This window comes from Mycobacterium sp. E1747 (genome assembly GCF_001667775.1).
Lineage (GTDB): Bacteria > Actinomycetota > Actinomycetes > Mycobacteriales > Mycobacteriaceae > Mycobacterium.
The window spans coordinates 13,650-38,310 of sequence record NZ_LZJI01000081.1; the positions used below are offsets into that span (position 1 = coordinate 13,650).

Here is a 24,661-nt window from a genome sequence, read left to right on the forward strand (position 1 = left end):
TGCCTCGACACTTAGCTTATGCAATGCTAACTTCAGGCGCGTTAAGTTAGGGGAGGCTACACAAATGGAGAGACGTGGCCGTGGAACTCGGTGATGCCGGCGTGCTCGCAGCTCAGCCCGTCAGTTCTCGCGCGGACTCCAGGGTTGACGGTGACGTCGTCACCCGGTTCGCCACGTGTTGCCGCGCGCTCGGCATCTCGATCTACCAGCGTCGGCGGCCGGCCGACCTGATCGCCGCCCGCTCCGGATTCAGCGCGCTAACCCGGGTCGCGCACGACCAGTGCGACGCTTGGACGGGCCTCGCGGCTGCCGGCGATGTGTCCCTGCGAGTGCTCGAGGCCGTGTCGCGGACCGCGGGCACGGCCGGGGTGTTGCAGCGCAAGGTGGATCTGGCGCCGGGTGAACTAGGTTTCCGCTACGACACCGGACTGTATCTGCAGTTCCGCGCCGCCACCCCCGACGATTTCCACCTCGCCTATGCGGCGGGGCTGGCCTCGACCGGGGAGGCGGGGCGCCTCGCCGAAGCCGACGAGATCGTCACCGGACTGACCGCGCGCCGCCCGAGCTGGCGGGAAGCCCGCTGGGTCGCCGTCGTCCTCAACTACCGCGCCGAGCGCTGGTCGGACGTCGTCAAGCTGCTGACGCCGGTCGTGAACGACGCCGGGCTCGACGAGGCGTTCGCGCACGCGGCAAGGATCGCCTTGGGAACCGCGCTGGCGCGACTGGGCATGTTCGCCCCGGCGCTGTCGTACCTGGAAGAGCCCGACGGTCCGGTCGCGGTCGCGGCGGTCGACGGAGCGCTGGCCAAGGCGCTGGTGCTGCGGGCGCACGTCGACGAGGAGTCGGCGAGCGAGGTGCTCCAGGATCTGTACGCGGCCCATCCGGAAAACGAACAAATCGAACAGGCTTTGTCCGACACCAGCTTCGGGATCCTGACCACCACCGCGGCGCGGATCGACGCGCGCACCGACCCCTGGGACCCGGACACCGAGCCCAGCGCGGAGGACTTCGTCGATCCCGCGGCCCACGAGCGCAAGGCCGTGTTGCTGCACGAGGCCGAAGTGCAGCTGGCCGAATTCATCGGCCTCGACGAGGTCAAGAACCAGGTGTCGCGGCTGAAGAGCTCGGTCGCCATGGAGCTCGTGCGCAAGCAGCGCGGCCTCGCCGTCGCGCAGCGCGCCCACCACCTCGTGTTCGCCGGGCCGCCCGGCACCGGTAAGACCACGATCGCCCGCGTGGTCGCCAAGATTTATTGCGGCCTCGGGCTTTTGAAGCGGGAAAACATCCGCGAGGTGCACCGCGCCGACCTGATCGGCCAGCACATCGGCGAGACCGAGGCCAAGACCAACGCGATCATCGACAGCGCGCTCGACGGGGTGCTGTTCCTCGACGAGGCCTACGCTCTGGTGGCCACCGGCGCCAAGAACGACTTCGGCCTGGTGGCCATCGACACCCTGCTGGCGCGGATGGAGAACGACCGCGACCGGCTGGTGGTGATCATCGCCGGATACCGGGCCGATCTGGACAAGTTCCTGGACACCAACGAGGGCCTGCGTTCCCGGTTCACCCGCAACATCGACTTCCCTTCCTACGCACCGTCGGAACTCGTCGAGATCGCGAACAAGATGGCCGAGCAGCGCGACAGCGTCTTCGAACAGGCCGCGCTCGACCACATGGAGGCGTTGTTCACCAAGCTGGCCACCGAGTCGACGCCCGACGCCAACGGAATCTCGCGGCGCAACCTGGACATCGCCGGTAACGGTCGATTCGTCCGCAACATCGTCGAACGCTCCGAGGAAGAGCGCGAATTCCGGCTCGACCATTCGGAGCACGCCGGCACCGGGGAATTCAGTGACGAGGAGCTGATGACGATCACCGACCAAGACGTCGAGAACTCGGTGGAGCCGTTGTTGCGCGGACTCGGGCTGTCGGTGCCCGCATGACCGAATCCGACGATCGGCGTTCGTTCGCGTCACGCACCCCGGTCAACGACAATCCCGACAAGGTCGAGTACCGCCGCGGTTTCGTCACCCGCCACCAGGTCAGTGGCTGGCGATTCGTGATGCGGCGCATCGCTTCCGGCATCGCCCTGCATGACACCAGGATGCTGGTCGACCCGCTGCGCACTCAGTCGCGCGCGGTGCTGATGGGCGTGGTCCTGCTCGTCACCGGCCTGGCGGGCTGCTTCGTGTTCTCGCTGATCCGGCCCAACGGGACGGTGGGCACCAACGCCGTGCTCGCCGACCGGTCGACGGCCGCCCTGTACGTGCGGGTGGGTGACCAGCTGCACCCGGTGCTCAACCTGACCTCGGCCCGGTTGATCGTCGGCAAGCCCGTCAACCCGACCACGGTGAAAAGCACTGAGCTGGACCGGTTTCCACGCGGCAACCTGGTCGGCATCCCGGGCGCGCCGGAACGCATGGTGCAAAACACCGCACGCGACGCCGACTGGACCGTGTGCGACGGCATCGGCGGGACGGCGCACGCCATCCACAGCACCGGTGTCACGGTGATCGCCGGGCGCCCCGACAGCGGCGGCGCGCGCGCGGCCAAGCTCGACGCCAAACAGGCCGTCCTGGTCGATAGCGGCAACAACACCTGGCTGCTCTGGGACGGCAGGCGCAGCCAGATCAACCTGGCCGACCACGCCGTCACCAACGCGCTCGGCTTGGGGCTGAACAACACCGAGGTGCCCGCGCCGCGGCCCGTCGCGCTGGGATTGTTCAACGCCATCCCCGAAGCGCCGTCGCTGACGGCGCCCGCCATCCCGAACGCCGGTGCCCCGGCCGGCTTCAGCGTGCCGGCGCCAATCGGGGCGGTCGTGGTTTCCTTTGCCCTGGAACAGAATTCACCGGGCGCCGCGCATTACTACGCGGTGCTCCCGGACGGCCTGCAGCCCATCTCCCCGGTGCTCGCGGCGATCCTGCGTAACACCAACTCCTACGGCCTGGACCAGCCGCCGCGGCTGGGTGCCGACGCGGTGGCCAAGCTGCCGGTGTCCCGGATGCTCGACACCGCGCGCTATCCCGACCAGCAGATCACCCTCGTCGACGCGGCCAAAGCTCCTGTCACGTGCGCCTATTGGAGCAAGCCCGCCGGCGCCGCCACCAGCTCGCTGAGCCTGCTGTCCGGCTCGACCCTGCCGGTGCCCGAATCCATCCGCACCGTCGACCTGGTCGGGGGCGCCTCCCCGGCCACCGCCACGCGCGTCGCCCTGGCGCCGGGCACCGGTTACTTCGCCCAGACGGTCACCGGCGGCGCCGATGCCCCCGGCGCGGGGTCGTTGTTCTGGGTGTCCGATACCGGGGTTCGCTACGGCATCGACAACGAGGCGGAGAACTCGGCCGCCGGACGCGGCAAAACCGTTGAGGCCCTGGGCTTGAGCGAGCCCGCGCTGCCCGTCCCGTGGTCGGTCCTCTCGCTGTTCGCCAGCGGCCCGACGCTGTCGCGCGCGGACGCGCTGCTGGCCCACGACGCACTGGCGCCCGACACCAAGCCCGGCCGCGCGGCATCAGCAGAGGGAGCGCCCCGATGAGCCGACTCATCTTCGAAGCACGCCGCCGGCTGGCGCCGCCGGTCACCCGCAAGGGCACCATCAACATCGAGGCCCCGCCCGAGTTGCCCCGGGTGATCCCGCCGTCGTTCCTGCGCCGGGCGATGCCGTACGTGCTGGTGATCCTGATCGTCGGGATGGTCGTCGCCCTGTTCGCCACCGGCATGCGGCTCATCTCCCCGCAGACGCTGTTCTTCCCGTTCGTCCTGCTGCTGGCGGCCACCGCCATGTACCGCGGCAACGACAACAAGATGCGCACCGAAGAGGTCGACGCCGAACGCGCCGACTACTTGCGCTACCTGTCGGTGGTCCGCGACAACATCCGCACCCAAGCTGCTCAGCAGCGGGCGGCCGCCGAGTGGTCGCATCCGGACCCGGCGGCCCTGGCCGGCGTGCCGGGGTCGCGCCGGCAATGGGAGCGTGACCCGCACGACCCGGACTTCCTGGTGCTGCGCGCCGGCCGCCACCAGGCCCCCCTGAGCACCGCGCTGCGCGTGAACGACACCGCGGACGAGGTCGACCTGGAGCCGGTGTCGCACAGCGCATTACGCAGCCTGCTCGACACCCACCGCATTGTGCGTGACGTGCCGACCGGGATCGACCTGACCAAGGTCTCGCGGATCACCGTGCTGGGTGAGCCCGAGGATGCCCGGGCGGCGATGCGCGCCTGGGTCGCTCAGGCCGTGACGTGGCACGACCCGACCGTGCTGGGGGTGGCGCTGGTCACCCGCGACCTGGAGAGCCCCGACTGGTCCTGGCTGAAATGGCTTGCCCACACCGATGTTCCGGGCGAGTTCGACGGCGTGGGCCCGGCCCGCCTTCTGTCGACCAATCCCGACGAGCTGGTTCTGCTGCTGGGCCCCGCGTACGTCGACCGGCCGGCGTTCACCGGCGAGCCCGCCGATTCGCTGCGGCACCTGCTGATAGTTGTCGACGACCCCGACTTCGACCTGAGCACGTCGACGCTGGCGCTGGGCCGCGCGGGCGTCACCGTCGTGCACCGCTCCGCCACCCCGCCGCACCGCGAGCAGTATTCGGACCCGGAGAAGCCGATCCTGCGCGTCGTTAACGGCGCGATCGAGCGCTGGCAGACCGGCGGCTGGCAGCCCTACATCGACGACGCCGACCTGCTCGGTGCCGACGAGGCGGCCCACCTGGCGCGTCAGCTGTCGCGCTGGGACTCCAACCCGACCCACACCGGGCTGCGCTCCGCGGCCACCCGCGGCGCTACGTTCACCACGCTGCTGGGCATCCCGGATGCCTCGCGGCTGGACGTGCCGACGTTGTGGGCGCCGCGCCGCCGTGAGGACGAGTTGCGCGTGCCGATCGGCGTCACCGCGACCGGTGAGCCGCTGTTCTTTGACCTCAAGGACGAAGCCGAGGGCGGCATGGGCCCGCACGGCCTGATGATCGGTATGACCGGGTCGGGCAAGTCGCAAACGCTGATGTCGATCCTGTTGTCGCTGTTGACAACCCATTCGGCCGACCGGCTGATCGTGATCTACGCCGATTTCAAGGGCGAGGCCGGCGCGGACAGCTTCCGCCACTTCCCGCAGGTGGTCGCGGTGATCTCCAACATGGCCGAGAAGAAGTCGCTGGCCGACCGGTTCGCCGACACCCTGCGCGGTGAGGTGGCCCGCCGCGAAACGCTGCTGCGCGAGGCGGGCCGTCGCGTGCAGGGCAGCGCGTTCAACTCGGTGGTGGAGTACGAGGGCGCGATCGCGGCGGGGCACGACCTACCGCCGATCCCGACGCTGTTCGTGGTCGCCGACGAGTTCACCCTGATGCTGGCCGACCACCCGGAATACGCGGAGCTGTTCGATTACGTTGCCCGCAAGGGCCGCTCGTTCCGCATCCACATCCTGTTCGCGTCGCAGACGCTGGACGTCGGCAAGATCAAGGACATCGACAAGAACACCTCGTACCGGATCGGGTTGAAGGTGGCCAGTCCCAGCGTTTCGCGCCAGATCATCGGCGTGGAGGACGCCTACCACATCGAATCGGGCAAGGAACACAAGGGCGTGGGCTTCCTGGTGCCCGCCCCCGGTGCGACTCCGATCAAGTTCCGCAGCACCTATGTCGACGGCATCTACGACCCACCGCAGAAGACCAAAGCCCTTGTGGTGCACGCGGTTCCGGAGCCCAAGCTATTCACGGCCGGACGGGTGGAACCGGAGCAGGACATGGTGATCCCGACCGCCGAGGACGAGGACTTCACCGGGCCACCGCGCAAGCTGATCGCCACCATCGGCGACCAGCTGGCGCGCTACGGGCCGCGCGCGCCGCAGCTGTGGCTGCCGCCGCTGGACGAGCCGATCCCGCTGACCGCGGTGCTGGCCCGCGCCGCGGTGCCGCAGCGCCAGTGGCAATGGCCGCTCGGCGAGATCGACAAGCCCTTCGAGATGCGCCGCGATCCGCTGGTGTTCGACGCGACCTCGTCGGCCGGCAACGTGGTGATCCACGGCGGCCCCAAGTCCGGGAAATCGACCGCGCTGCAGACGTTCATCCTGTCGGCGGCCAGCCTGCACTCGCCGCGTGACGTCACGTTCTATTGCCTGGACTACGGCGGCGGGAAGCTGCGCGCGCTGGAGGACCTGGCGCACGTCGGCAGCGTCGCGTCGGCGCTGGAACCCGAGCGCATCCGGCGCACCTTCGGCGAGCTCGAGCAGTTGCTGCTGTCCCGGCAGCGGCGCGAGATGTTCCGGGAGCGGCACGGCGCGGCACCCGACGACGGGTACGGCGAGGTGTTCCTGGTCATCGACAACCTGTACGCGTTCGGCCGTGACAACACCGACCAGTTCAACACCCGGAACCCGTTACTGGCCAAGGTGAGTGAGTTGGTCAACGTCGGACTCGCCTACGGCATCCACGTCGTCATCACCACCCCGAGCTGGCTCGAGGTGCCCCTGGCGATGCGCGACGGCCTGGGCTTGCGACTCGAGCTCAAGCTGCACGACCCGCGGGACAGCAACGTGCGGCTCGCCGGCGCGCTGCGCCGCCCCGCGGAGTCCGTGCCGCACGATCAGCCGGGCCGCGGGTTGACCATGGCCGCCGAGCACTTCCTGTTCGCCCAGCCCGAGCTCGACCAGGTGGCCGCGATCAACGCCCGCTACCCGGGCATGGCCGCGCCGCCGGTGCGGCTGCTACCGACCAACCTCGCGCCCGAGGCGCTCGGCGCGCTCTACCGCGGCCCGGAGCAGGTGGTCATCGGCCAGCGTGAGGAGGACCTCGCACCCGTCGTCGTCGACTTCGCCGACGAGCCGCTGCTGATGGTGTTCGGCGACAGCAAGTCCGGCAAGACGACGTTGCTGCGCCACATCATTCGCACCATCCGCGAGCACTCAACGCCGGACCAGGTGGCCTTCACCGTGCTGGACCGACGGCTGCACCTGGTCGATGAGCCGCTATTCGCCGACAACGAATACACCGCCAACGTCGACCGCATCATCCCGGCGATGCTGGGCCTGGCCAACCTCATCGAGTCCCGCCGTCCCCCGGCCGGGTTGTCGCCCGCGGAGCTGGCCCGGTGGACGTACGCGGGCCACACCCACTACCTGATCATCGACGACGTCGACCAGATACCGGACGCACCGGCGATGAGCGGCCCGTACGTCGGGCAGCGGCCATGGACGCCGCTGATCGGAATTCTCTCGCAGGCAGCCGATTTGGGGCTGCGGGTGATCGTCACGGCGCGCGCGACCGGATCCGGGCACGCCCTGATGACCAACCCGCTGCTACGCCGCTTCAACGACTTGCAGGCGACGACGCTGATGCTGGCGGGCAACCCCCAGGACAGCGGCAAGATCCGGGGCCAGCGCTTCGGCCGGCTGCCTGCCGGGCGGGCGATTCTGTTGGGCGACAGTGACAGTCCGACGTACGTGCAGTTGGTCAACCCACTGGTGGGTGAGGCCGCGATGTTTGGTGAAAGGGGAGAGTCATGACGTTGCGAGTGGTTCCCGAGGGCCTGGCCGCGACCAGCGCCGCGGTGGAGGCGCTGACGGCGCGGCTGGCGGCCGCGCACGCGGCGGCCGCGCCGGCCATCACCGCGGTGGTGCCGCCGGCGGTGGATCCGGTGTCGCTGCAGACCGCCCTCGGCTTCAGCGCGCAGGGTCAAGAGCACGCCGCCGTCGCCGCCCAGGGCGTGGAAGAGCTCGGCCGCGCCGGCGTGGGCGTCGGCGAAGCCGGCGCCAGCTATCTCGCCGGAGACGCCTCGGCCGCCGCGACGTACGGCTTCTAAAGGGAGCCTGACCATGACGTCCCCCGTTGCGCCCCTCTGGATGGCCTCGCCACCCGAGGTGCATTCGGCGCTGCTGGCCGCCGGTCCCGGACCGGGGCCGTTGTTGGCGGCCGCCGGCGCGTGGACCGCGCTGAGCGCCGAATACGCAACGGCGGCAGCCGAACTCACGGGCCTGGTGGGCCAGACCCAGGCGGGTTCCTGGGAGGGGCCGACGGCCGCACAGTACGCGGCCGCGCACGCGCCGTACCTGGCGTGGCTGCAGCAGGCCAGCGCCGACAGCGCGAGCGTGGCCGCGCAGCACGAGATCGCGGCCGCGGCCTACACCGCCGCCCTGACGGCCATGCCGACGCTGGGCGAGCTGGCCGCCAATCACACCGTCCACGCAGTGTTGGTGGCGACGAACTTCTTTGGCCTCAACACGATTCCGATCGCGCTCAACGAGGCCGACTACGCGCGGATGTGGGTCCAGGCCGCCAGCGTCATGGCCGCCTATCAGGCCACCTCGGGGGCCGCGCTCGCTTCCGCGCCGCGCAGCACCCCGGCGCCGGCCATCGCGCGGCCGGGCGGTGAGGCGAACGACGCCGCGGTCAACGCCGCGCGGAGCTCGTCGAATCCCGGGAACGCGATCTCCGACTTCTTCCAGCAGCTGTCCAAGCTCCTGCAGGACTTCTTCCAGAACATTCAGCAGATGCTGCAGAACTTCTCCTCGAACCTCCCGGCGCTGCTGGCCGCCAATGGCCCCCTGCTGTTCTTCGTCGCCTACCAGGTGTTCTTCAACGCGGTCGGTTGGCCGACCTGGGGCGCGATCCTGACCGCGCCCTTCCTCATCCCGCTGCTGTTGGGCATCGGCCTGAGTTCGCTGCTCACCGCGCCCGCCGAGATCGCCCCGGTGGCGGCGGGGGCGGCCGCGACGCCGCTGGTCGCTTCGACCAAGCCGGCGTCACCGCTGCCTGCGGTCGCGCTGGCCCCGACGGTGGCGACTCCCGCTGGGGCGCCGGCCACTTCGGTCGCGGCGGGCTCCGGTGCCGCTCCCGCTCCGGCGCCGGCCCCGGCGCCGAGCAGCCTGGCCTACCTGGTCGCCTACGGCGGTGACCCGGATGCCGGCGTGGGCCCGACGCTCGGTGGTCGCGGTGGCGTCAAGGCGCCGGCGGCGACCATTCCGGCGGCAGGCGCGGCGGCGGCCACGCGGGCCGAGGCGCGCGCGCGGCGACGCCGGCGGGCCACGATGCGGGACCACGCCGACGAGTTCGCGGACATGGATTCCGACATCGGCGTGCCCCCGGACTACGACGACGACGAGCGGCTGGCCGCGGCGGTGGCATCCGGTGCCGGGGCCGGGACGCTGGGCTTCGCCGGCACCGCCCGCAAGGAGAACACCTTCCGCGCGGCCGGTTTGACCAAGCTCACTGACGGCGAATTCGGCAGTGGCCCAAGGACGCCGATGATGCCCGGCACCTGGGACCACGACCCGGCACGCCCGACCGAGCCGAGGGAAGGGGGATAAGGCAGTCAGCCCGATGCTCGTCAGTCACCGAAACCCCATGAGACCGCAGAGAGAGGAAGCACCATGAGTATGTTGGACGCTCACATTCCCCAGTTGGTGGCCGCGCAGTCCGCCTTCAGCGCCAAGGCGGCGTTGATGCGCAGCACCATCAGCCAGGCCGAGCAGGAAGCCATGTCGGCGCAGGCGTTCCACCAGGGCGAGTCCTCGGCCGCGTTCCAGGCCGCGCACGCCCGCTTCGTCGAGGCCGCCGCCCGGGTCAACACCCTGCTCGACATCGCCCAGGCCAACCTCGGCGACGCCGCGGGAACCTACGTGGCCGCCGACGCCGCCGCCGCGTCCGGCTACAACGCCTTTTAGATCAAGCAGCCACCAACCGCGAAAGGACTTCTCATGTCGCAGATCATGTACAACTACCCGGCGATGTTGAGCCACGCCGCCGACATGGCCGGCTATGCCGGCACGCTGCAGGGGCTCGGTTCGGACATCGCCAGCGAGCAGGCCACGCTGTCGAACGCCTGGCAGGGTGACACCGGTATGACCTACCAGGCTTGGCAGGCCCAGTGGAACCAGGCGATGGAAAGCCTCGTGCGCGCCTACCAGTCGATGGCCAGCACCCACGAGGCCAACACCACGTCCATGCTCGCCCGGGACCAGGCCGAAGCCGCCAAGTGGGGCGGCTAGTTCGTGTTAGATGAGCGCTGAGCCCAACGCCGTCGAGCTGACGGTCGATCACGCCTGGTTCATAGCGGAAACCATTGGGGCGGGGAGCTTCCCGTGGGTGCTGGCGATCACCTCGCCCTACACCGATGCCGCGCAACGCCAGCCGTTTCTCGACCGTCAGCAAGCCGAGCTGACCCAAATGGGTCTGGTATCGGAGACTGGCGCCGTCAACCCCGCGGTCGCCGACTGGATCAGAGTGGTGTGCTTCCCGGAGCGATGGCTCGACCTGCGCTACGTGGGCCCCGCCAAGGATACCGGCACCGGCGAGTTGCTGCGCGGTATCGTGGCGCAGCGCTCCGCCACCAGCACCAAGACCGTCGTCGCGCTGCGCAGCGCGCAGCTGATCACGTTCACCGCCATGGACATCGACGACCCGCGGGCGCTGGTTCCGGTCCTCAGTGTCGGGCTGGGACAGCAGCCGCCGGCCCGATTCGACGCGTTCAGCATGCCGACCCGGGTTGGCGCACGGGCCGACGAGCGGCTGCGCGCGGGCGCATCGCTGGCCGAAGTTATTGATTACCTGGGCATCCCGCAGTCGGCCCGGTCGGTGGTGGAGTCGGTGTTCAACGGCCCGCGCAGCTACGTCGAGGTCGTCGCCGGCTGCAACCGCGACGGCCGGCACGCCACCACCGAGGTGGGGATGAGCATCGTCGACGCCGCCGCGGGCCGCGTGCTGGTGAGCCCCTCCCGCGCGTTCGACGGCGAGTGGGTGTCGACGTTCGCCCCCGGCACACCGTTTGCGATCGCCCTCGCGATCGAACAGCTGACCGCTTTACTGCCGGAGTCCGAATGGTTCGCCGGCCACCGCCTGGCCCGAGATTTCACCGCACAACACGCGTAACCCCAACGGAAAAGAGAGCAACGATGTTTCAGGTATGGCCCCAGCGTCCTTCGAGGGTCCGGTGACGTCCGGCGCCGTCATGCCGATCGTCCGCGTGGCAATCCTCGCGGACAGCAGGCTGACGGAAATGGCGTTGCCCGCCGAGCTGCCGCTGCGTGAGATCCTGCCCGCCGTCCAGCGTTTGGTGGTTCCTTCGGCGGCGAACGGCGAATCCGACGACACCGCCCGGGGCACCGCCGATCTCGGCGCCGCGACTCAACTGAGCCTCGCGCCCATCGGCGGCGCGCCGTTCAGCCTGGACGCCAGCCTGGACACGGTCGGGGTCGTGGACGGTGACCTGCTGGCGTTGCAGCCGGTGCCGGTCGGACAGGCGGCCCCCGGCATCGTCGAGGACATCGCCGACGCGGCCATGATCTTCTCGACTTCCCGGCTGAAGCCCTGGGGCGCAACGCATATCCAGCGCGGCGCACTGGCCGCGGTGATCGCGGTCGCGTTCCTGGTCACCGGGCTCGCGGTCACCTACCGCGTCGCCACCGGCGCGCTGGCCGGGCTGGTCGCCGTCAGCGCCGTCGCGGCCGTGACCGCGATCGTCGGCCTGCTGGTCGCGCCGCGCTCGCCGCGCACCGCGACGGCGTGTTCGATCGCCGCGCTGGCGCCGATCGGCGCCGCCCTGGCGTTGGCGGTGCCCGGACGGTTCGGGCCGGCGCAGATCATGCTCGCCGCGGCAGGGGTCACCGCGTGGTCCCTGATCGCCCTCATGGTGCCCGGCGCCGAGCGTGGGCGCGTCGTCGGGTTCTTCACCGCGACCGCGGTGGTCGGGGCCGGGGTGTTGCTCGCCGCGGGCGCCGAGGTGCTCTGGCACCTGCGCCCGGTGGCCATCGGCTGCGGCCTGATCGTCGCGGCGCTGCTGGTCACCATCGAGGCGGCCCAGCTCTCCGCGCTGTGGGCGCGTTTCCCGTTGCCGGTCATCCCGGCGCCCGGTGACCCCACCCCTTCGGCGCCGTCGTTGCGGGTGCTCGAGGACCTGCCGCGCCGCGTCCGGGTAGGCGACGCCCACCAGAACGGATTCATCGCCGCCGCAGTGCTTCTCAGCGTCCTGGGTTCGGTGGCAATCGCGCTGCGTCCCGAGGCGTGCAGCGGTGTGGGTTGGTACGTGGTGGGCGCCACCGCGGCGACATCCGTGCTGCGCGCCCGGGTGTGGGATTCGGCCGCGTGCAAGGCGTGGCTGCTGGCGCAGCCGTACCTGACCGCCGGTGTGCTGCTGGTGCTCTACACCGCGACCGGCCGCTACGCCGCCGCGCTGGGCGCCGCGCTGGTGCTCGTCGCGCTGACCCTGGTGTGGATAGTGGTGGCGCTCAACCCGCAGATCGCCGAGCCGGAGAGCTATTCGCTTCCGGTGCGCCGGCTGGTGGGCTTCGCGGCGGCCGGCCTCGACGCCTCGCTCATCCCCGTGATGGCCTTCCTGGTCGGCATCTTCACCTGGATACTCAATCGATGATTCGATCCGGATCATCCTGTCTCACAGCGGCTTTGGCGGCCATGCTGTGGACGTGTCCGTCGGCGATGGCCATCGAAGCGCCGAAGGTGGATCCGGGCGTCCCGCCGCCGAGCGGGACGCCGGGCGCCGTGCAGCCGATGGAGCAACGCGGCCCCTGCACCGCCTCCGGGGTCATCCCCGGTAGCGATCCCGCGGCGGTCACGCCCAGCCAGGCGACGCTGAATCTGCCTGGGGCATGGCCATTCGCGCGCGGCGAGGGCCAGTTGGTCGCGGTGCTCGACACCGGAGTGCGGCCGGGACCGCGGCTGCCCAACGTCGACCCGGGCGGCGACTTCGTCGAGGCGACCGACGGCCTGACCGACTGCGATGGCCACGGCACCCTGGTCGCCGGGCTCATCGCCGGCCAGCCCGGTGAGGACGGCTTCTCGGGCGTGGCACCCGCGGCGCGGGTGGTCTCGATCAGGACGACGTCGGCCAAGTTCTCGCCGCGGACGCCCGGCGGAGACCCGCTGCTGGCGCGGTCGGCGCTGGACGTCACGACGCTGGGCCGCGCGATCGTGCACGCGGCCGACCTCGGCGCCCGGGTGATCGATGTCTCCACGCTGACCTGCCTGCCCGCCGACCGGCCGGTCGACCAGGCCGCGCTTGGCGCGGCGATCCGCTACGCGGCCGTGGACAAGGACGCGGTGATCGTCGCCGCCGCGGGCAACACCGGACCGACCGGGTCGGTCGCCGGCGGAACCTCCTGCGAGTCCAACCCGCTCACCGACCTGAGCCGCCCGGACGACCCGCGCAACTGGGCCGGAGTCACCTCGGTCTCCATCCCGTCGGTGTGGCAGCCCTACGTGCTGTCAGTGGCTTCCCTGACACCCGATGGGCAGCCGTCGAAATTCACCATGGCCGGGCCGTGGGTGGGCATCGCGGCGCCCGGGGAACGCATCGTGTCGGTCAGCAACGCCGACGGCGGCGGTCTGGCCAACGGGCTGCCCGACGAACACCAGCAGGAGGTCGCGCTGAGCGGCACCAGCTACGCGGCCGGGTACGTCGCCGGAGTCGCGGCGCTCGTGCGCAGCAAATACCCCGACCTCAACGCCACACAGGTCATCCATCGCATCACCGCCACGGCGCACGGCGGCGCACGCGCGCCCTCCAACGTCGTCGGCACCGGCAGCGTGGATCCGGTGGCGGCCCTGACCTGGCAACTGCCCGCCGGTACTCAACCTCCCGCCGCGCAGGTCAAGCCGATCGCCGTTCCGCCGGCGCCCGCGCCCAAGGACACCGCCCCGCGGACCGTCGCGCTGGCCGGAACCGCCGCGCTGGCTGTGCTCGTCGCAGTCGCGGGCGCGATCGCCGCCACCGCCACCCGACGACGAAAGGACCCCACGCCGTGAGCCCGCAGCGTTGGATGCCCATCCCCGGCCCCGGCCGAATCACGCTGGCGCTGCTGGCCATCGTGCCCGCGGTGATGGCCTACCCCTGGCGAACACCCCGGGATTACTGGCTGCTCGGCATCGCCGCCGCCGCGGTGATCGTGCTGTTCGGCTGCTGGCGCGGCTTGTATTTCACCACCCTGGCGCGCCGCCGGCTGGCCATCATGGGGCGCGGCGAGACCGACGCGGCCGCATCCGACTCGGCCACAGCGACGACCGCGCTGCTGCGGGTTGGGGTGTCCGGCGGCGACGCCGAGGCGCTGCCGCTGCCGTTGATCGCCCGCTACTTGGATCGCTACGGCATCCGGGCGCACAAGATCCGGATCACCAACCGGGACAACGCATCCGATCCATCGAGGAGCGAGACGTGGATCGGGCTGACGATATCGGCGGTCGACAATCTCGCGGCGCTCAAAGCGCGCTCACCGCGCATTCCGTTGCATGAGACCGCGCAGGTGGCGGCGCGCCGGCTGGCGGACCACCTACGGGAGCTCGGCTGGGACGTCAGCACCGTCGCGCCCGACGACGTCCCGCGGTTGCTGACCTCGAACGCCCGCGAGAGTTGGCGCGGCGTCCAGCGCGGCGCTTCGGATTACCTTGCCGCATACCGTATTCGGGTCGACGAGACATTGCCGCAGACGCTGGATGAAATCCGGTCACATTCGGCGCTGGAGACCTGCATAGCGCTGGAGATCGCCGGTGATCCGACTCAACCCACGATCGCCGCCGCCTGCGCGTTCCAGACGGGCACGCAGCCCGAAGGGCGCGCTCCGCTGGCGGGTCTGAGCCCGCAGGCCGGCAATCACCGGCCGGCGCTGCAGGCACTCGATCTGTTGTCCACCCGGCGGCTCGACGGCCACGCCGAGGCGCCGACGGGGTTGCTGGCGGGGCTGGACTGGCCCACTCCGGTGCGCGAGGCACCGGCCGCCGAGGTCGCTAGAACATAACCGTCTGCAGGAACGCGGTCATCCGGCGCAGGTAGTCCAGCTGGCTCACGTGCCACACGTGAGCGCCCGGAAACCAGTGCAGCGCACAGCGATCCCGGTGCTCCCACAACCGCATGCTGCTGCGGCGCCCTCCGAGATCGCGAGCCCGGTGATGAGGCCCGCGGCGACTCGGTCGGCGCGGGAAACGACCGCACCGGGGCGGGCCGCGGGCCAGCGCGGCCGCCGCGACCGTCGCGGCGAGCAGCGTCGACACCCAGGTGCGCAGGGCCGGGTCGCCGACGGCCGAGCCCTCGACTACCATGCGCTGGCGGGGGGACAGCGCGGAATTGGGGGCAATCCGCCGTCGTCGGTGGGAACGTCCGCGCCCGCGAAGGCCGCGGGAATGGGCGGTTCAATCGTAAGGGTCGGGCGCCACGAACGCCGAGGCTAACTTCCTGGCGAGGCCGCCGGGGAAACTTGGGCGGCCGGGCCGCATGCGGTAATACCGTTTGTCTATCTCCCTAGCGGTGGCGCGTTGATCAGGAGGACCGACATGTGGGATCCCGATGTCTACCTGGCGTTTGCGGACCACCGCAGCCGGCCGTTCTACGACCTGCTGTCCCGGGTGGGGACTGAGCGGGCCCGGCGGGTGGTGGACCTCGGCTGCGGGCCCGGCCACCTGACCAAGTACCTGTCCCGGCGGTGGCCGGACGCGGTGATCGAGGCGATGGACAGCTCGCCGGAGATGGTCGCCGCCGCGAAGGAACGCGGCATCGACGCCGTCATCGGCGACCTGCGGGACTGGAAGCCCAAGCCCGACACCGACGTCGTGGTCAGCAACGCCGCCCTGCACTGGGTGCCCGAGCACCCCGACCTGCTGGTCCGGTGGGCGGACGAGCTGCCGCCAGGGTCGTGGATCGCCGTCCAGATCCCCGGCAACTTCGAGACGCCGTCGCACGCCACGGTGCGCACCCTGGCCCGCCGGGAGCCGTACGCAAAGGTGATGCGGGACATACCATTTCGCGTTGGCGCTGTCGTGCAGCCACCGATCCAGTACGCCAACCTGCTGCTGGACGCCGGGTGCAAGGTCGACGTCTGGGAGACCACCTACCTGCACCAGCTGACCGGCGAGAACCCGGTGCTGGAATGGATCACCGGAACGGCGCTGGTTCCGGTGCGCGAGCGGCTGGACGACGGAGACTGGGAACGGTTCCGCCAGGAACTCATCCCACTGCTGGACGACGCCTACCCGCCCCGAGCCGACGGGACGACGATCTTCCCGTTCCGGCGGGTGTTCATCGTCGCCGAGGTCGGCGGTTCCCGGCGGTCCGGCGGCTAACCGCGCGCCTGCTCCTCGATGCCGCGGTCGACGGCGAGCGCCGATCGGGCCGTCGGCTTGGTCCGGTGGATGTGCAGATACGTCTCGGTGTACCTGGCCGAGATGCGGGTGCCGGCGAACTCCGACGGAATGACATCCCCCGTGCGCTGACGCCAATCATGAAGCAGCACAGCAAAATCGGCGGCGATCTCGTCGGCCTCGGCGTCGTCGCCGGCCAGCAGGTTGGTGGTTTCGGTGGGGTCGGCGCGCAGGTCGTAGAGTTCGCGCTGCGGGCGGGGGCCGGTGATGAACGGCGCCACCGCGGCCCCGGACGGGCTTTCCTCGATGTCCAACGGCAGGTCGAGTAGCGGCCGGGACGCGTAATTCTCGATGTAGCTGTATTCCTTGGTGCGAATCGCGCGAATGGGATCGAACGAGTCGTGATAGGTCTTCGTCGTGTACACGTGCTTCCTGACCGGCACCGTGTGCGGGTCAGGCGCGACGAGGGCGCGCGCGTGCGACACCCCCTCGACATCGGAGGGAACGTCCAGGCCCAGCAGGCCCAGCAGCGTCGGCAACAGGTCCACGCCGCTGAACAGCTCGTCGTAGACCCGCGGGGCCGGCGCCCGGCCGGCGGGGGGCCTGATGATCATGCCGATGCCGGTTCCCGCGTCATAGAGCGTGGACTTGGCGCGGGGAAACGCCGGGCCGTGGTCGGTGAAGAACACCACCCAGGTGCTGGCGTCCAGTCCCGTTTCGGCCAGCGTGTCCAGCAGGCGGCCGACGGCGGCGTCGGCCGTCGCGATCGACCCGTAGAAGCTGGCCAGGTCGTCGCGCACCTCGGGGAGGTCGGGTAGGTAATCGGGCGGGTCGACCTCGCCGCTGTCCGCCGGCCGGTAGCGGTCCCGGGGATACGGCCGGTGCGTCTCGAAGAACCCGGCGGTCAACAGGAACGGTTGGCCCGCCAGGTCTTCGATGCCGTCTCGCAGCCATTCGCCCGCCTTGTCCACCACGTATTCGCAGTAGGAGTTCGAGACGTCGAACTCGTCGAAGCCCAGGCGCTGCGGGTAGGAGGTCTCGTGCTGCATGCCGAACAGCGCGGAGTACCACCCCGCATCGGTCAATATCTGCGGGAGGGTGCGCACGCCGGCGCGGTATTCCCAGCCGTGATGCGCCAGGCCGATCAGGCCGTTGCTCTGCGGGTAGCGGCCGGTGAACAGCGACCCGCGCGACGGCGAGCACAGCGGCGCCGTGGCGTGCGCCCTGGTGAACAGGATGCCCTCGGCGGCAAGGCGGTCCAGCCGGGGGCTCTCGACGTCCGGGTGGCCGTAGACGCCGAGGTAGCGGCCCAAATCGTGCCAGTGCACGATCAACACGTTGTCTTTTCGGTCGACCTCTTCGCCCGGCACCAATTGCGTCACCTCTCCAACTTGCCCGCGACCGGCGACGATACCGCAGCTAGTCGGGCAGAGGCTGGGGGGAGCGTCGACTCCAGCGGTTCTCGCTGACGAACTCCGACAGCGGCCGGGCGACGGTCCAGCCGTCCAGTTCCAACGCCGGCCGATCGGGGAATTCGGGCACCGGACCCAGGCACAGGATGGCCACCGGCTCGGCCCCCGGGGGCATCTCGAGCAGCGCCGCCAACCGCTGGGGATCGAACAGCGAAACCCAACCCATGCCAAGGCCTTCGCAGCGTGCGGCCAGCCACAGATTCTGGATCGCGCACGACACCGACACGAGGTCCATCTGCGGCAGCGTTCGGCGGCCGAACACGTGCTCCTCCCGGTGGTCGCAGAGCGCCACCACCAGCAGCTCGGCGCACTCCAGGATGCCTTCGACTTTCAGCGCGAGAAACTCCCCGGCGCGCTCGCCCAGGGCTGCGGCGGTGAGCGGGCGCTCCTCATCGACGAGTGCGTGAATGCGCCGCCGCAAGGAGTCGTCGGTGATCCGCACAAAACGCCAGGGCTGCATCAGGCCGACGCTGGGCGCCGCGTGCGCCGCCTGCAGCAGGCGTGCCAGCACGGTCTCGTCCACCACCCCGGGTGAGAACCGGCGCATGTCGCGCCGCTCCGAGATCACCCGATACACGGCGCGGCGCTCCTGCGGGCTGAAGGTCGGCTCGCTCACGGGAGTCATCGTAGGGAATCCGAGCTAGCGTGAACCGTGTCCGCGCCACGGACCGGGCGAACACCCAGGAAAGGAGTGTTCCGTGAAGCCCTTTGACCTACTCGACCGGCCGCCCACCGACGGGGCCGCGGGCCGCGTGTACGGCGAGCCCTATCAGACACCGGACGGCACCACCGTGATTCCGGTGGTCAAGCCGCTCGGCGTCTTCGTCGTCCGCGACGGCGAGGCCTCCTGGAAGGCCGCCGTCGACGGCAACCGCATCGCGCTGATCGGGGTGATCACCGGTCTGCTGGCGGCGGTGATCGGCAGCCTGGCGGTGCTGCGCCAGCCGCCCTGGCCGCGGATGACGATCACGGACTATAGGTAACGCCGACCGCGCGGAAGACGTACTCCGGCGGCATGGCGAAGGACAGCGAGCGCCGCGGCAGGCCACCGAGCACATCGTCCGGGATGGCCGCCTTGTAGTGCAGCGACAATTCGCCGCTGAACTTCGGGTCGACCTGCGCGACGTCGACGTCGACCTGCAGACCGGTCGACGAGATCTCGACCCGCGCCGCCCCGCTCTGCGGCGCGTCCCAGCGAACGTCGACGGTCGGGCCGGCCAGCCGCGGCAGCATGGACAGCGTGGCCAGCACCCGCTCGGAGGTGAACGCCAGCGAACCCGTGTAGCTGGCGACACTGTGCGGCAGCCGAACGCCCGGGATGGCGCCGGAGAATCGCCGCGTCACCGCCACATAGTCGGCAAGGTAACGCAGGCCTTCCGACTCGAGCTGGGCGTACACGTCGTCGGGCAGCTTGCCGATGCCGAGCAACCTGCGGACAAATACGGCCATGACGCCAGTATGGCGCGGGTCGGTCAACGGCGGGGTCGGGCCGCCGGACGCCACGCGGAGCCCAGCTGGTATCCGTGGGGTATGACCCGAGCACGGACCGTGGCGGCCCCGTGCATCGCCCTGGTCGCGGCGGCCGTCTACGCGCTGACGTGGGTGGGCTACTCCCACGGCTGGCACTGGCAGCAGCGCCTGGATTGGTCGCTGCTGTACGCCGCGCGCGGCAGCGCGGTCAAACACCCGTTCTGGGTGCGATTCTGGGCGGACGTCTCCTTTGCGCTGGGCCCCGTCCCGTTGCGCGCGCTCGGCGCGGTGGCGGCGGCCTGCGCCCTGGTGGCGCGCCGGGTGCGGGCGGGCCTGTTGCTGCTGGCCTGCGCACCGCTCAGCGGGCTCGTGACGGCGGCGGCAAAGTCGCTGGTGGACCGGCCGCGCCCGTCGACCATGCTGGTGGCCGCGGCCGAGACATCGTTTCCCTCCGGGCACGCGCTGGAGGCGACGGCAGCGCTGCTCGCGGCGTTGTCGTTGGTGTCGCCGACGATGAACCGGGCGATGCGCCGCGTCGCCGTCGCCCTGGTCGCGCTCAGCGTGCTGGCGGTGGGCGCCTCGCGGGTGGCGCTAAACGTGCATTACCCGTCCGACGTGGTGGCCGGCTGGTCTCTGGGATACCTTTATTTCCTGTTGTGCTACACGGTGATTCGCCCCCCGCGCGCGACATTCGCCCGAAAACGGTGTGACGCGGCGGATTTGGTCACGGCGCGGTGACCTAACCGGGTCTGAAGCTTTACTTGACCTTGCGCTGATCAGGTTTGACGATTGAGGTCATGCGCCGACTGCTCGCTTCACTGTTCGCTTCGGCGTGCGCGTTTTTCGTGGTCCTGGCCGCGGCGCCGATCAGCGCCGCCGCCGGCGCCCCCTGGTTCGCGAATGCCGTCGGCGATGCCACGCAGGTGGTTTCGGTGATGAGCACCGGCGGATCGAACGCGACGATGGACATCTATCAGCGCACCGCCGCCGGCTGGCAGGCGCTGCGGACCGGCATTCCCACCCACGTCGGTTCGGCGGGCATGGCGGCGCAGGCCAAGAGCGGGGTGCCGGCCACCCCGATGGGCGTCTATACCCTGGACTCCGCGTTCGGCACCGCCCCCAACCCCGGCACCGGGCTGCCCTACACGCAGGTAGGGCCCAACCACTGGTGGAGCGGCGACGACCACAGCCCCACCTTCAACTCCATGCAGGTTTGCCAGAAGGCGCAGTGCCCGTTCAACACCGCCGAAAGCGAGAACCTTCAGATCCCGCAGTACAAGCACGCGGTCGTGATGGGCGTCAACAAGAACAAGACTCCCGGCGGCGGTGCGGCGTTCTTCTTCCACACCACCGACGGGAAACCCACCGAGGGCTGCGTCGCGGTCGACGACGCTCAGCTGGTGTCGATCATGAAGTGGCTGCGGCCCGGCGCGGTCATCGCCATCACCAAGTAACGCTCAGCCGACGCCCGCGATGGCGCGACCGGGCTTGAGCGTGAAGTTCATCCCCTCCAACGACATGGTGGCGTCGTACGTTCGGTCGTAGCCGGTGCCGCTGATCTTCCAGCCGGCGTCGGTGCGCCGGTAGGTGTCGCGGTAGAAGGCCGCACCGATCAGCATGAAGTTCAAGTCGGCGACGATCACGCGGTCCTGCAGATACCAACTGCCCGTTGCGGTGTCGCCGTCGACGACGATGTCGGGATGGGTCACCCGGTGCTCGGTGATGACGTTGGCGGGCAGCGAGGTACGCATGTACTCGACCAGCTCGTCGCGGTTGGTGAAGTGCAACTCGCTGCCGATCGACGGCCCGTAGTCGGCCTTGATGTCCCCGGCGAGCGTGTCGGCGAAGTCGTCCCAGTGCTTGGTGTCCAGGGCGCGCAGGTACCGGTACTTGACCTGCTTGATGGCTTCGATGTCAGCGAGATCTTGAGGGGTCATCAGGTCATTGCAGCACACGGGTGATACGCCCTGCGTTCGCATCGAAAAGCCGGCGTCGCCGAGAGCTAAACCACGGTCACAATCCGCCCCGCGTGTCTTGTGCGGGGTTAAGTGTCGCGGTGGCCTTACCCGTCGGAGAGGTAGCGGGTCACCATGTCGATCAGAGCCCGCCGTTCCAGGCTCCAGTCGACCGCCGTCCCGGTGACCATCTGCGCCAGCACCACACCCCGCAGCGTGGCCCAGATGACTTCGGCCACACCGGCATTCGCCGGATCGGTGGTGATCAGCCGGCCCAGCTGACCGATCGCGTCGTTCATCTCCAGCAGGTGCCGCCGCGGCGACGCGCCGGGCCCGCCACGCGTCGCGCGCAGGATCTCGAACGCCGCCATCGAGGTCGGGCTGCTGTAACAGCCCCACGCGGTGTCGACGACCGCCTCGATGCGCTGGCGCAGCGGCAGGGCGCTGACATCGGCCGACGACAGGCTGTCGATCAGCCGGTCCACGCCGTCGTCGACGACGGCCATCAGCAGTCCGTTGCGATCACCGAAGTGGTACTGGATCACCCCCCACGTCACGCCCGCGCGTTCGGCGACGTGCTTGGCAGTGGCGGCCGAAAAGCCCTCCTCGACGATGCAGCGGACCGTCTCGTCGATGATGCGCGCGCGGGTGTCGTCGCCGCGTTTGCGTGGCGCGTTGGTGCGCCTGGTGGGGCCAACCGAGCCCCCGGCTGTCTGACCTGCGGCAATGGACATTGTTGACTTTATAACATAGCCGAGTCTATTTTTGGCCCGTGAGCGGATCCCGATATGCGCGGTTGACGCGCGAGCAGCTGGCCGTCCTAGTTCCCGAACTGCTCTTGATCGGGCAGCTGATCGACCGCTCGGGCATGGCGTGGTGCATCAGCGCGTTCGGCCGCGAGGAGATGGTGCAGATCGCGATCGAGGAGTGGGCGGGCGCCAGCCCCATCTACACGCGGCGCATGCAGCGGGCGCTCAACTTCGAGGGTACGGACGTGCCGACCATCTTCAAGGGGCTGCAGCTCGACATCGGGGCCCCACCGCAATTCATGGATTTCCGCTACACCGTGCACGACCGCTGGCACGGCGAATTCCAGCTCGACCACTGCGGTGCCCTGCTTGACGTCGAGCCGATGGGGGAGAAGTACGTCTTGGGGATGTGCCACACCATCGAGGACCCGACGTTCGACGCCACCGCGGTGGCGACCAATCCACGCGCCCAGGTGCGCCCTATCCACCGGCCGCCGCGGACGCCGGCGAATCGGCATCCGCACTGCGCGTGGACCGTCATCATCGACGAGTCCTACCCCGAGGCCCAGAGCATTCCCGCGCTGGACATCGTTCGCCAAACCCGCGCCGCCACATGGGAACTGGATCCGATCGACCGCTCCGACGAGGGCAAGGCGGACTACTCGGGCCCGCTGCTGTCCGACTTCGACTTCGCCGGCTTCTCGCATTCGGCGCTGGTCCGGATGGCCGACGAGGTCTGCCTGCAGATGCACCTGCTCTATCTGTCGTTCGCGATCGCGGTGCGCGCCCGCGCCGCCGATGACGCCCAGGCCGTGTCGGTGTGCACCCAGGGACTCACCGGCATCGCGGGCGTCGCGGCCGAGCGCATACACCGCGCGCTGGGACTGCCCGGCGGCGTCCCAGGGGTGCTCGAGGTTTTCGAATTGCACCCATTGCTGAACCCCGCGGGCTATGTCCGTGCTGAAACGGCCGACCGGCTCGTCGTGCACCGCTCACCGGCCCACGAGGACGCGGCCTGGATCGCGCTGTGCTCCCCGGATTCTGTGCAGCCGCTGCAGGCGATCGCCACCGCCGTCGACCCGCGCATCGAAGTCCGGGTCAGCGGCACCGGCACCGACTGGACCGCGGAACTGGTCGAAACCGACACGGCGGCCGCCGAACTGCCCGAGGTGTCGGTAACGAAGGTCAGCGGTGGAGCGACATTCCAATTCGAGCCGAGGCGCTCGCTACCGCTGACCGTGGTGTAAGTACGAGCGCTGATTTGTCAAGGGGGCGACGGTACCGCTTCGGTGACGAGGCGGCATCGACCGGGTACCGATGACGTTGCAAGCCATCGGCTTTGGGCGTGTCCACGGCTATGGTTAACGCTGGCCACCGACCCCTATAGACGAAGGTTTTCGCTCTATGTACGACCCACTTGGGTTGTCGATCGGGACCACGAACCTGGTCGCTGCGCGTAATGAAGGCCCACCGGTTAGCCGGCGCTCAGTGCTGACCCTTTATCCGCACTGCGCACCGAAAGTCGGTACGCCCGAAGAGAATTCGTGCCCGTTCGAGCCCGGCGTGATGATGAAGGGCTTCGTTCAGCGCATCGGCGACTCGGTGGCGCTGGTGTCGGCTGACGGCTCCGCGCACGACCCGGAACTGCTCACGGTGGAGGCCCTGGATGCGATGGTGCGCGCCGTCGGCGCGGACGCGTCCTGCGCGGAGATTTCCATCGCCGTACCCGCGTACTGGAAACCCGTTACGGTGCAGGCGTTGCGCGACGGGCTGCGCACCCATCTGGGGTTCGTCCGCAGCGGCATGGCGCCCCGGTTGGTTTCGGACGCCATCGCGTCGTTGACCGCGGTGAAGGCTGAGCTCGGTCTGCCCGACGACGGTATGGTTGGGCTGCTCGACTTCGGTGGCGGCGGAACATCGGCCACGCTGGTGAACGTCGCCGGCGATTTCGAACTAGTCAGCGCCACAATGCGTTACTCGTCCCTGTCGGGTGACGAGATCGACCAGGAGCTGCTGCTTCGGGTCTTCGAGGAGCTGGGCCGGGGCAGCGGCATCGACCCGGCCAGCACGGCCGCCGTCGGGCAGCTCGGCGAATTGCGCGAACAGTGCCGGTTGGCCAAGGAGCGGCTGTCCACCGACGTGGTGACCGAGATCGCCGCGGTGCTCGGCGAACGCAGCTGCAGTTTCACGCTGAAGCGCGATGACCTCGAAGACCTGATGGCGGATCGGCTGACCGGCTTCATCTACGCCCTGGACGACATGCTGGTGCGCTACCGCAAGAATTGGGGCGACCTCGCGGCGGTGGTGGCCGTCGGTGGTGGTGCGCAGATTCCGCTAGTCGCCGAACGGCTTTCGATCCACGGACGCACGCCGGTCCTGACGCCGTCGCAGCCCGCCCTCGCGGCGGCCTGCGGCGCGCTGCTGCTGGCGGCCCGCGGTGAGGAGCTGAGCCTGCGCACCCGCACGTCGATGAGCCTGCTGGCGTCCGCCAACGCCACCGGCGATGTCGTCGACCTCGGAGCCGGCGACGTCCTGGTGATCGACGACGAGGCGATGACGGATCGCGAGCTGGCCTGGTCGCAGACCGAGTACCCCGGAGACCTGCGGGTGCGGTTCGGCGGCGAGACCTACGACGAGGACGGGCCGTCCGGCTGGTCGATGCGGCTGAACGTGATCGACCCGCCCCCGGAGCGGCCGTGGCGCCGCCTTCGGCTGTCGCAGTTGATCATCGGCATGTCGGCCCTGGTGGCCATGACGGCGATCGGGGGAGTGGCCTACACGCTGACCGGCATCGAACACCGCCAGGCCCCGCCGGCACCCAGCGTTGCCCCCCGGCCGGCGCCGGCCAGTCCGTTGGTCCCGCGCACCGTCGCGCCCCCCTTCGGCCGGCCGATGTCGGTCAGGCCGGCATGCGCGGTGGCACCGGTGGGCCCGTACACCGACTCGAGC

22 protein-coding genes and 1 pseudogene are annotated in these 24,661 nt (G+C 69.9%); 17 read left to right on the forward strand and 6 right to left on the reverse strand.

Annotated elements, in window-relative coordinates:
• The first annotated feature begins 80 nt into the window (after positions 1 to 80).
• The 11 genes from eccA (at position 81) to eccE (ending at position 14,730) form a co-directional block, all read left to right on the forward strand.
• On the forward strand, positions 81 to 1,943 hold the full coding sequence (gene eccA / locus A5695_RS08415; RefSeq protein ID WP_068079949.1) for a type VII secretion AAA-ATPase EccA: 1,863 nt from the start codon (positions 81 to 83) through the stop codon (positions 1,941 to 1,943).
• Positions 1,940 to 3,535 (forward strand): type VII secretion protein EccB, encoded by a 1,596-nt coding sequence (gene eccB, locus A5695_RS08420; protein ID WP_068079911.1) that lies wholly within the window; start codon positions 1,940 to 1,942, stop codon positions 3,533 to 3,535. Before eccA ends, eccB begins: the two co-directional genes overlap by 4 nt.
• Complete coding sequence (gene eccCa, locus A5695_RS08425; RefSeq protein WP_068079913.1) at positions 3,532 to 7,494, forward strand: type VII secretion protein EccCa; 3,963 nt, start codon at positions 3,532 to 3,534, stop codon at positions 7,492 to 7,494. Before eccB ends, eccCa begins: the two co-directional genes overlap by 4 nt.
• On the forward strand, positions 7,491 to 7,790 hold the full coding sequence (locus A5695_RS08430; protein WP_068079915.1) for a PE family protein: 300 nt from the start codon (positions 7,491 to 7,493) through the stop codon (positions 7,788 to 7,790). Before eccCa ends, A5695_RS08430 begins: the two co-directional genes overlap by 4 nt.
• A 13-nt stretch (positions 7,791 to 7,803) precedes the next feature.
• Positions 7,804 to 9,294 (forward strand): PPE family protein, encoded by a 1,491-nt coding sequence (locus tag A5695_RS08435; RefSeq protein ID WP_068079918.1) that lies wholly within the window; start codon positions 7,804 to 7,806, stop codon positions 9,292 to 9,294.
• A gap of 63 nt (positions 9,295 to 9,357) precedes the next feature.
• The gene (gene esxG, locus A5695_RS08440) at positions 9,358 to 9,651 is read left to right on the forward strand and encodes a type VII secretion system protein EsxG (RefSeq protein WP_067278108.1); all 294 of its coding nucleotides are present in this window, start codon (positions 9,358 to 9,360) and stop codon (positions 9,649 to 9,651) included.
• A gap of 33 nt (positions 9,652 to 9,684) precedes the next feature.
• The gene (locus A5695_RS08445; protein ID WP_067278112.1) at positions 9,685 to 9,975 is read left to right on the forward strand and encodes a WXG100 family type VII secretion target; all 291 of its coding nucleotides are present in this window, start codon (positions 9,685 to 9,687) and stop codon (positions 9,973 to 9,975) included.
• Positions 9,976 to 9,985: 10 nt separating this feature from the next.
• Positions 9,986 to 10,855, forward strand: a complete 870-nt coding sequence (locus A5695_RS08450) for an ESX secretion-associated protein EspG (protein WP_068079919.1) — start codon at positions 9,986 to 9,988, stop codon at positions 10,853 to 10,855.
• Positions 10,856 to 10,889: 34 nt separating this feature from the next.
• On the forward strand, positions 10,890 to 12,353 hold the full coding sequence (gene eccD / locus A5695_RS08455; RefSeq protein ID WP_156749523.1) for a type VII secretion integral membrane protein EccD: 1,464 nt from the start codon (positions 10,890 to 10,892) through the stop codon (positions 12,351 to 12,353).
• The gene (gene mycP / locus A5695_RS08460; protein WP_068079921.1) at positions 12,350 to 13,744 is read left to right on the forward strand and encodes a type VII secretion-associated serine protease mycosin; all 1,395 of its coding nucleotides are present in this window, start codon (positions 12,350 to 12,352) and stop codon (positions 13,742 to 13,744) included. Before eccD ends, mycP begins: the two co-directional genes overlap by 4 nt.
• A 14-nt stretch (positions 13,745 to 13,758) precedes the next feature.
• Positions 13,759 to 14,730, forward strand: a complete 972-nt coding sequence (gene eccE, locus A5695_RS08465) for a type VII secretion protein EccE (RefSeq protein ID WP_068079923.1) — start codon at positions 13,759 to 13,761, stop codon at positions 14,728 to 14,730.
• Here the strand turns inward: eccE and A5695_RS28360 are convergent.
• Positions 14,720 to 14,839: pseudogene (locus A5695_RS28360) on the reverse strand (hypothetical protein); the annotation flags it as partial. The gene eccE and the pseudogene A5695_RS28360 overlap by 11 nt on opposite strands.
• 423 nt (positions 14,840 to 15,262) lie before the next feature.
• On the opposite strand from A5695_RS28360, the gene A5695_RS08475 reads away from it, so the two are divergent.
• Complete coding sequence (locus A5695_RS08475; protein WP_068079927.1) at positions 15,263 to 16,048, forward strand: trans-aconitate 2-methyltransferase; 786 nt, start codon at positions 15,263 to 15,265, stop codon at positions 16,046 to 16,048.
• On the opposite strand, the gene A5695_RS08480 is transcribed toward A5695_RS08475, so the two are convergent.
• Together A5695_RS08480 and bluB are read right to left on the reverse strand one after the other, a co-directional pair.
• Positions 16,045 to 17,448 (reverse strand): sulfatase, encoded by a 1,404-nt coding sequence (locus tag A5695_RS08480; RefSeq protein ID WP_068079929.1) that lies wholly within the window; start codon positions 17,446 to 17,448, stop codon positions 16,045 to 16,047. The two genes, A5695_RS08475 and A5695_RS08480, sit on opposite strands and share 4 nt — an antisense overlap.
• A 37-nt stretch (positions 17,449 to 17,485) precedes the next feature.
• Positions 17,486 to 18,163: a 5,6-dimethylbenzimidazole synthase gene (bluB, locus tag A5695_RS08485; RefSeq protein WP_068079931.1), complete on the reverse strand. Its 678-nt coding sequence runs from the start codon at positions 18,161 to 18,163 to the stop codon at positions 17,486 to 17,488.
• A 73-nt stretch (positions 18,164 to 18,236) separates the two neighbouring features.
• Between bluB and A5695_RS08490 the strand changes: the two genes are divergently transcribed.
• A complete protein-coding gene (locus A5695_RS08490) occupies positions 18,237 to 18,521 on the forward strand; it encodes a hypothetical protein (protein ID WP_068079932.1) in 285 nt (94 codons plus the stop codon).
• Here A5695_RS08490 and A5695_RS08495 read toward each other — a convergent pair.
• The gene (locus tag A5695_RS08495) at positions 18,505 to 18,987 is read right to left on the reverse strand and encodes a hypothetical protein (protein ID WP_068079934.1); all 483 of its coding nucleotides are present in this window, start codon (positions 18,985 to 18,987) and stop codon (positions 18,505 to 18,507) included. The genes A5695_RS08490 and A5695_RS08495 overlap by 17 nt on opposite strands.
• Positions 18,988 to 19,068: 81 nt before the next feature.
• Here A5695_RS08495 and A5695_RS08500 point away from each other — a divergent pair, with 81 nt between their 5' ends.
• Together A5695_RS08500 and A5695_RS08505 are read left to right on the forward strand one after the other, a co-directional pair.
• Complete coding sequence (locus A5695_RS08500) at positions 19,069 to 19,746, forward strand: phosphatase PAP2 family protein (protein ID WP_068079936.1); 678 nt, start codon at positions 19,069 to 19,071, stop codon at positions 19,744 to 19,746.
• A gap of 59 nt (positions 19,747 to 19,805) precedes the next feature.
• A complete protein-coding gene (locus tag A5695_RS08505; RefSeq protein ID WP_068079939.1) occupies positions 19,806 to 20,462 on the forward strand; it encodes a L,D-transpeptidase in 657 nt (218 codons plus the stop codon).
• Positions 20,463 to 20,465: 3 nt separating this feature from the next.
• Here A5695_RS08505 and A5695_RS08510 read toward each other — a convergent pair whose 3' ends face one another.
• Entirely contained in the window at positions 20,466 to 20,945 is a 480-nt protein-coding gene (locus A5695_RS08510; RefSeq protein WP_197515402.1) for a nuclear transport factor 2 family protein, read from the reverse strand.
• A gap of 125 nt (positions 20,946 to 21,070) precedes the next feature.
• Complete coding sequence (locus tag A5695_RS08515; RefSeq protein ID WP_068079943.1) at positions 21,071 to 21,697, reverse strand: TetR/AcrR family transcriptional regulator; 627 nt, start codon at positions 21,695 to 21,697, stop codon at positions 21,071 to 21,073.
• Between the two features lie 38 nt (positions 21,698 to 21,735).
• Here A5695_RS08515 and A5695_RS08520 point away from each other — a divergent pair, with 38 nt between their 5' ends.
• Both A5695_RS08520 and A5695_RS08525 read left to right on the forward strand, forming a co-directional pair.
• Positions 21,736 to 22,959, forward strand: a complete 1,224-nt coding sequence (locus A5695_RS08520; RefSeq protein ID WP_068079945.1) for a hypothetical protein — start codon at positions 21,736 to 21,738, stop codon at positions 22,957 to 22,959.
• 157 nt (positions 22,960 to 23,116) lie between these two features.
• A partial coding sequence (locus A5695_RS08525; RefSeq protein WP_068079952.1) for an Hsp70 family protein occupies positions 23,117 to 24,661 on the forward strand: 1,545 nt, incomplete at its 3' end.

Bases quoted from the DNA above. Each gene is read 5' to 3' on its own strand.
- mycP (WP_068079921.1), top strand. From the start codon at position 12,350: ATGATTCGATCCGGATCATCCTGTCTCACAGCGGCTTTGGCGGCCATG.
- eccD (WP_156749523.1), top strand. From the start codon at position 10,890: ATGGCCCCAGCGTCCTTCGAGGGTCCGGTGACGTCCGGCGCCGTCATG.
- A5695_RS08435 (WP_068079918.1), top strand. From the start codon at position 7,804: ATGACGTCCCCCGTTGCGCCCCTCTGGATGGCCTCGCCACCCGAGGTG.
- A5695_RS08450 (WP_068079919.1), top strand. From the start codon at position 9,986: ATGAGCGCTGAGCCCAACGCCGTCGAGCTGACGGTCGATCACGCCTGG.
- eccE (WP_068079923.1), top strand. From the start codon at position 13,759: ATGCCCATCCCCGGCCCCGGCCGAATCACGCTGGCGCTGCTGGCCATC.
- A5695_RS08500 (WP_068079936.1), top strand. From the start codon at position 19,069: ATGACCCGAGCACGGACCGTGGCGGCCCCGTGCATCGCCCTGGTCGCG.
- bluB (WP_068079931.1), bottom strand. From the start codon at position 18,163: ATGACTCCCGTGAGCGAGCCGACCTTCAGCCCGCAGGAGCGCCGCGCC.
- A5695_RS08475 (WP_068079927.1), top strand. From the start codon at position 15,263: ATGTGGGATCCCGATGTCTACCTGGCGTTTGCGGACCACCGCAGCCGG.
- A5695_RS08495 (WP_068079934.1), bottom strand. From the start codon at position 18,987: ATGGCCGTATTTGTCCGCAGGTTGCTCGGCATCGGCAAGCTGCCCGAC.
- eccCa (WP_068079913.1), top strand. From the start codon at position 3,532: ATGAGCCGACTCATCTTCGAAGCACGCCGCCGGCTGGCGCCGCCGGTC.
- A5695_RS08510 (WP_197515402.1), bottom strand. From the start codon at position 20,945: ATGACCCCTCAAGATCTCGCTGACATCGAAGCCATCAAGCAGGTCAAG.
- esxG (WP_067278108.1), top strand. From the start codon at position 9,358: ATGAGTATGTTGGACGCTCACATTCCCCAGTTGGTGGCCGCGCAGTCC.
- eccB (WP_068079911.1), top strand. From the start codon at position 1,940: ATGACCGAATCCGACGATCGGCGTTCGTTCGCGTCACGCACCCCGGTC.
- A5695_RS08445 (WP_067278112.1), top strand. From the start codon at position 9,685: ATGTCGCAGATCATGTACAACTACCCGGCGATGTTGAGCCACGCCGCC.
- A5695_RS08515 (WP_068079943.1), bottom strand. From the start codon at position 21,697: ATGTCCATTGCCGCAGGTCAGACAGCCGGGGGCTCGGTTGGCCCCACC.
- A5695_RS08505 (WP_068079939.1), top strand. From the start codon at position 19,806: ATGCGCCGACTGCTCGCTTCACTGTTCGCTTCGGCGTGCGCGTTTTTC.
- A5695_RS08430 (WP_068079915.1), top strand. From the start codon at position 7,491: ATGACGTTGCGAGTGGTTCCCGAGGGCCTGGCCGCGACCAGCGCCGCG.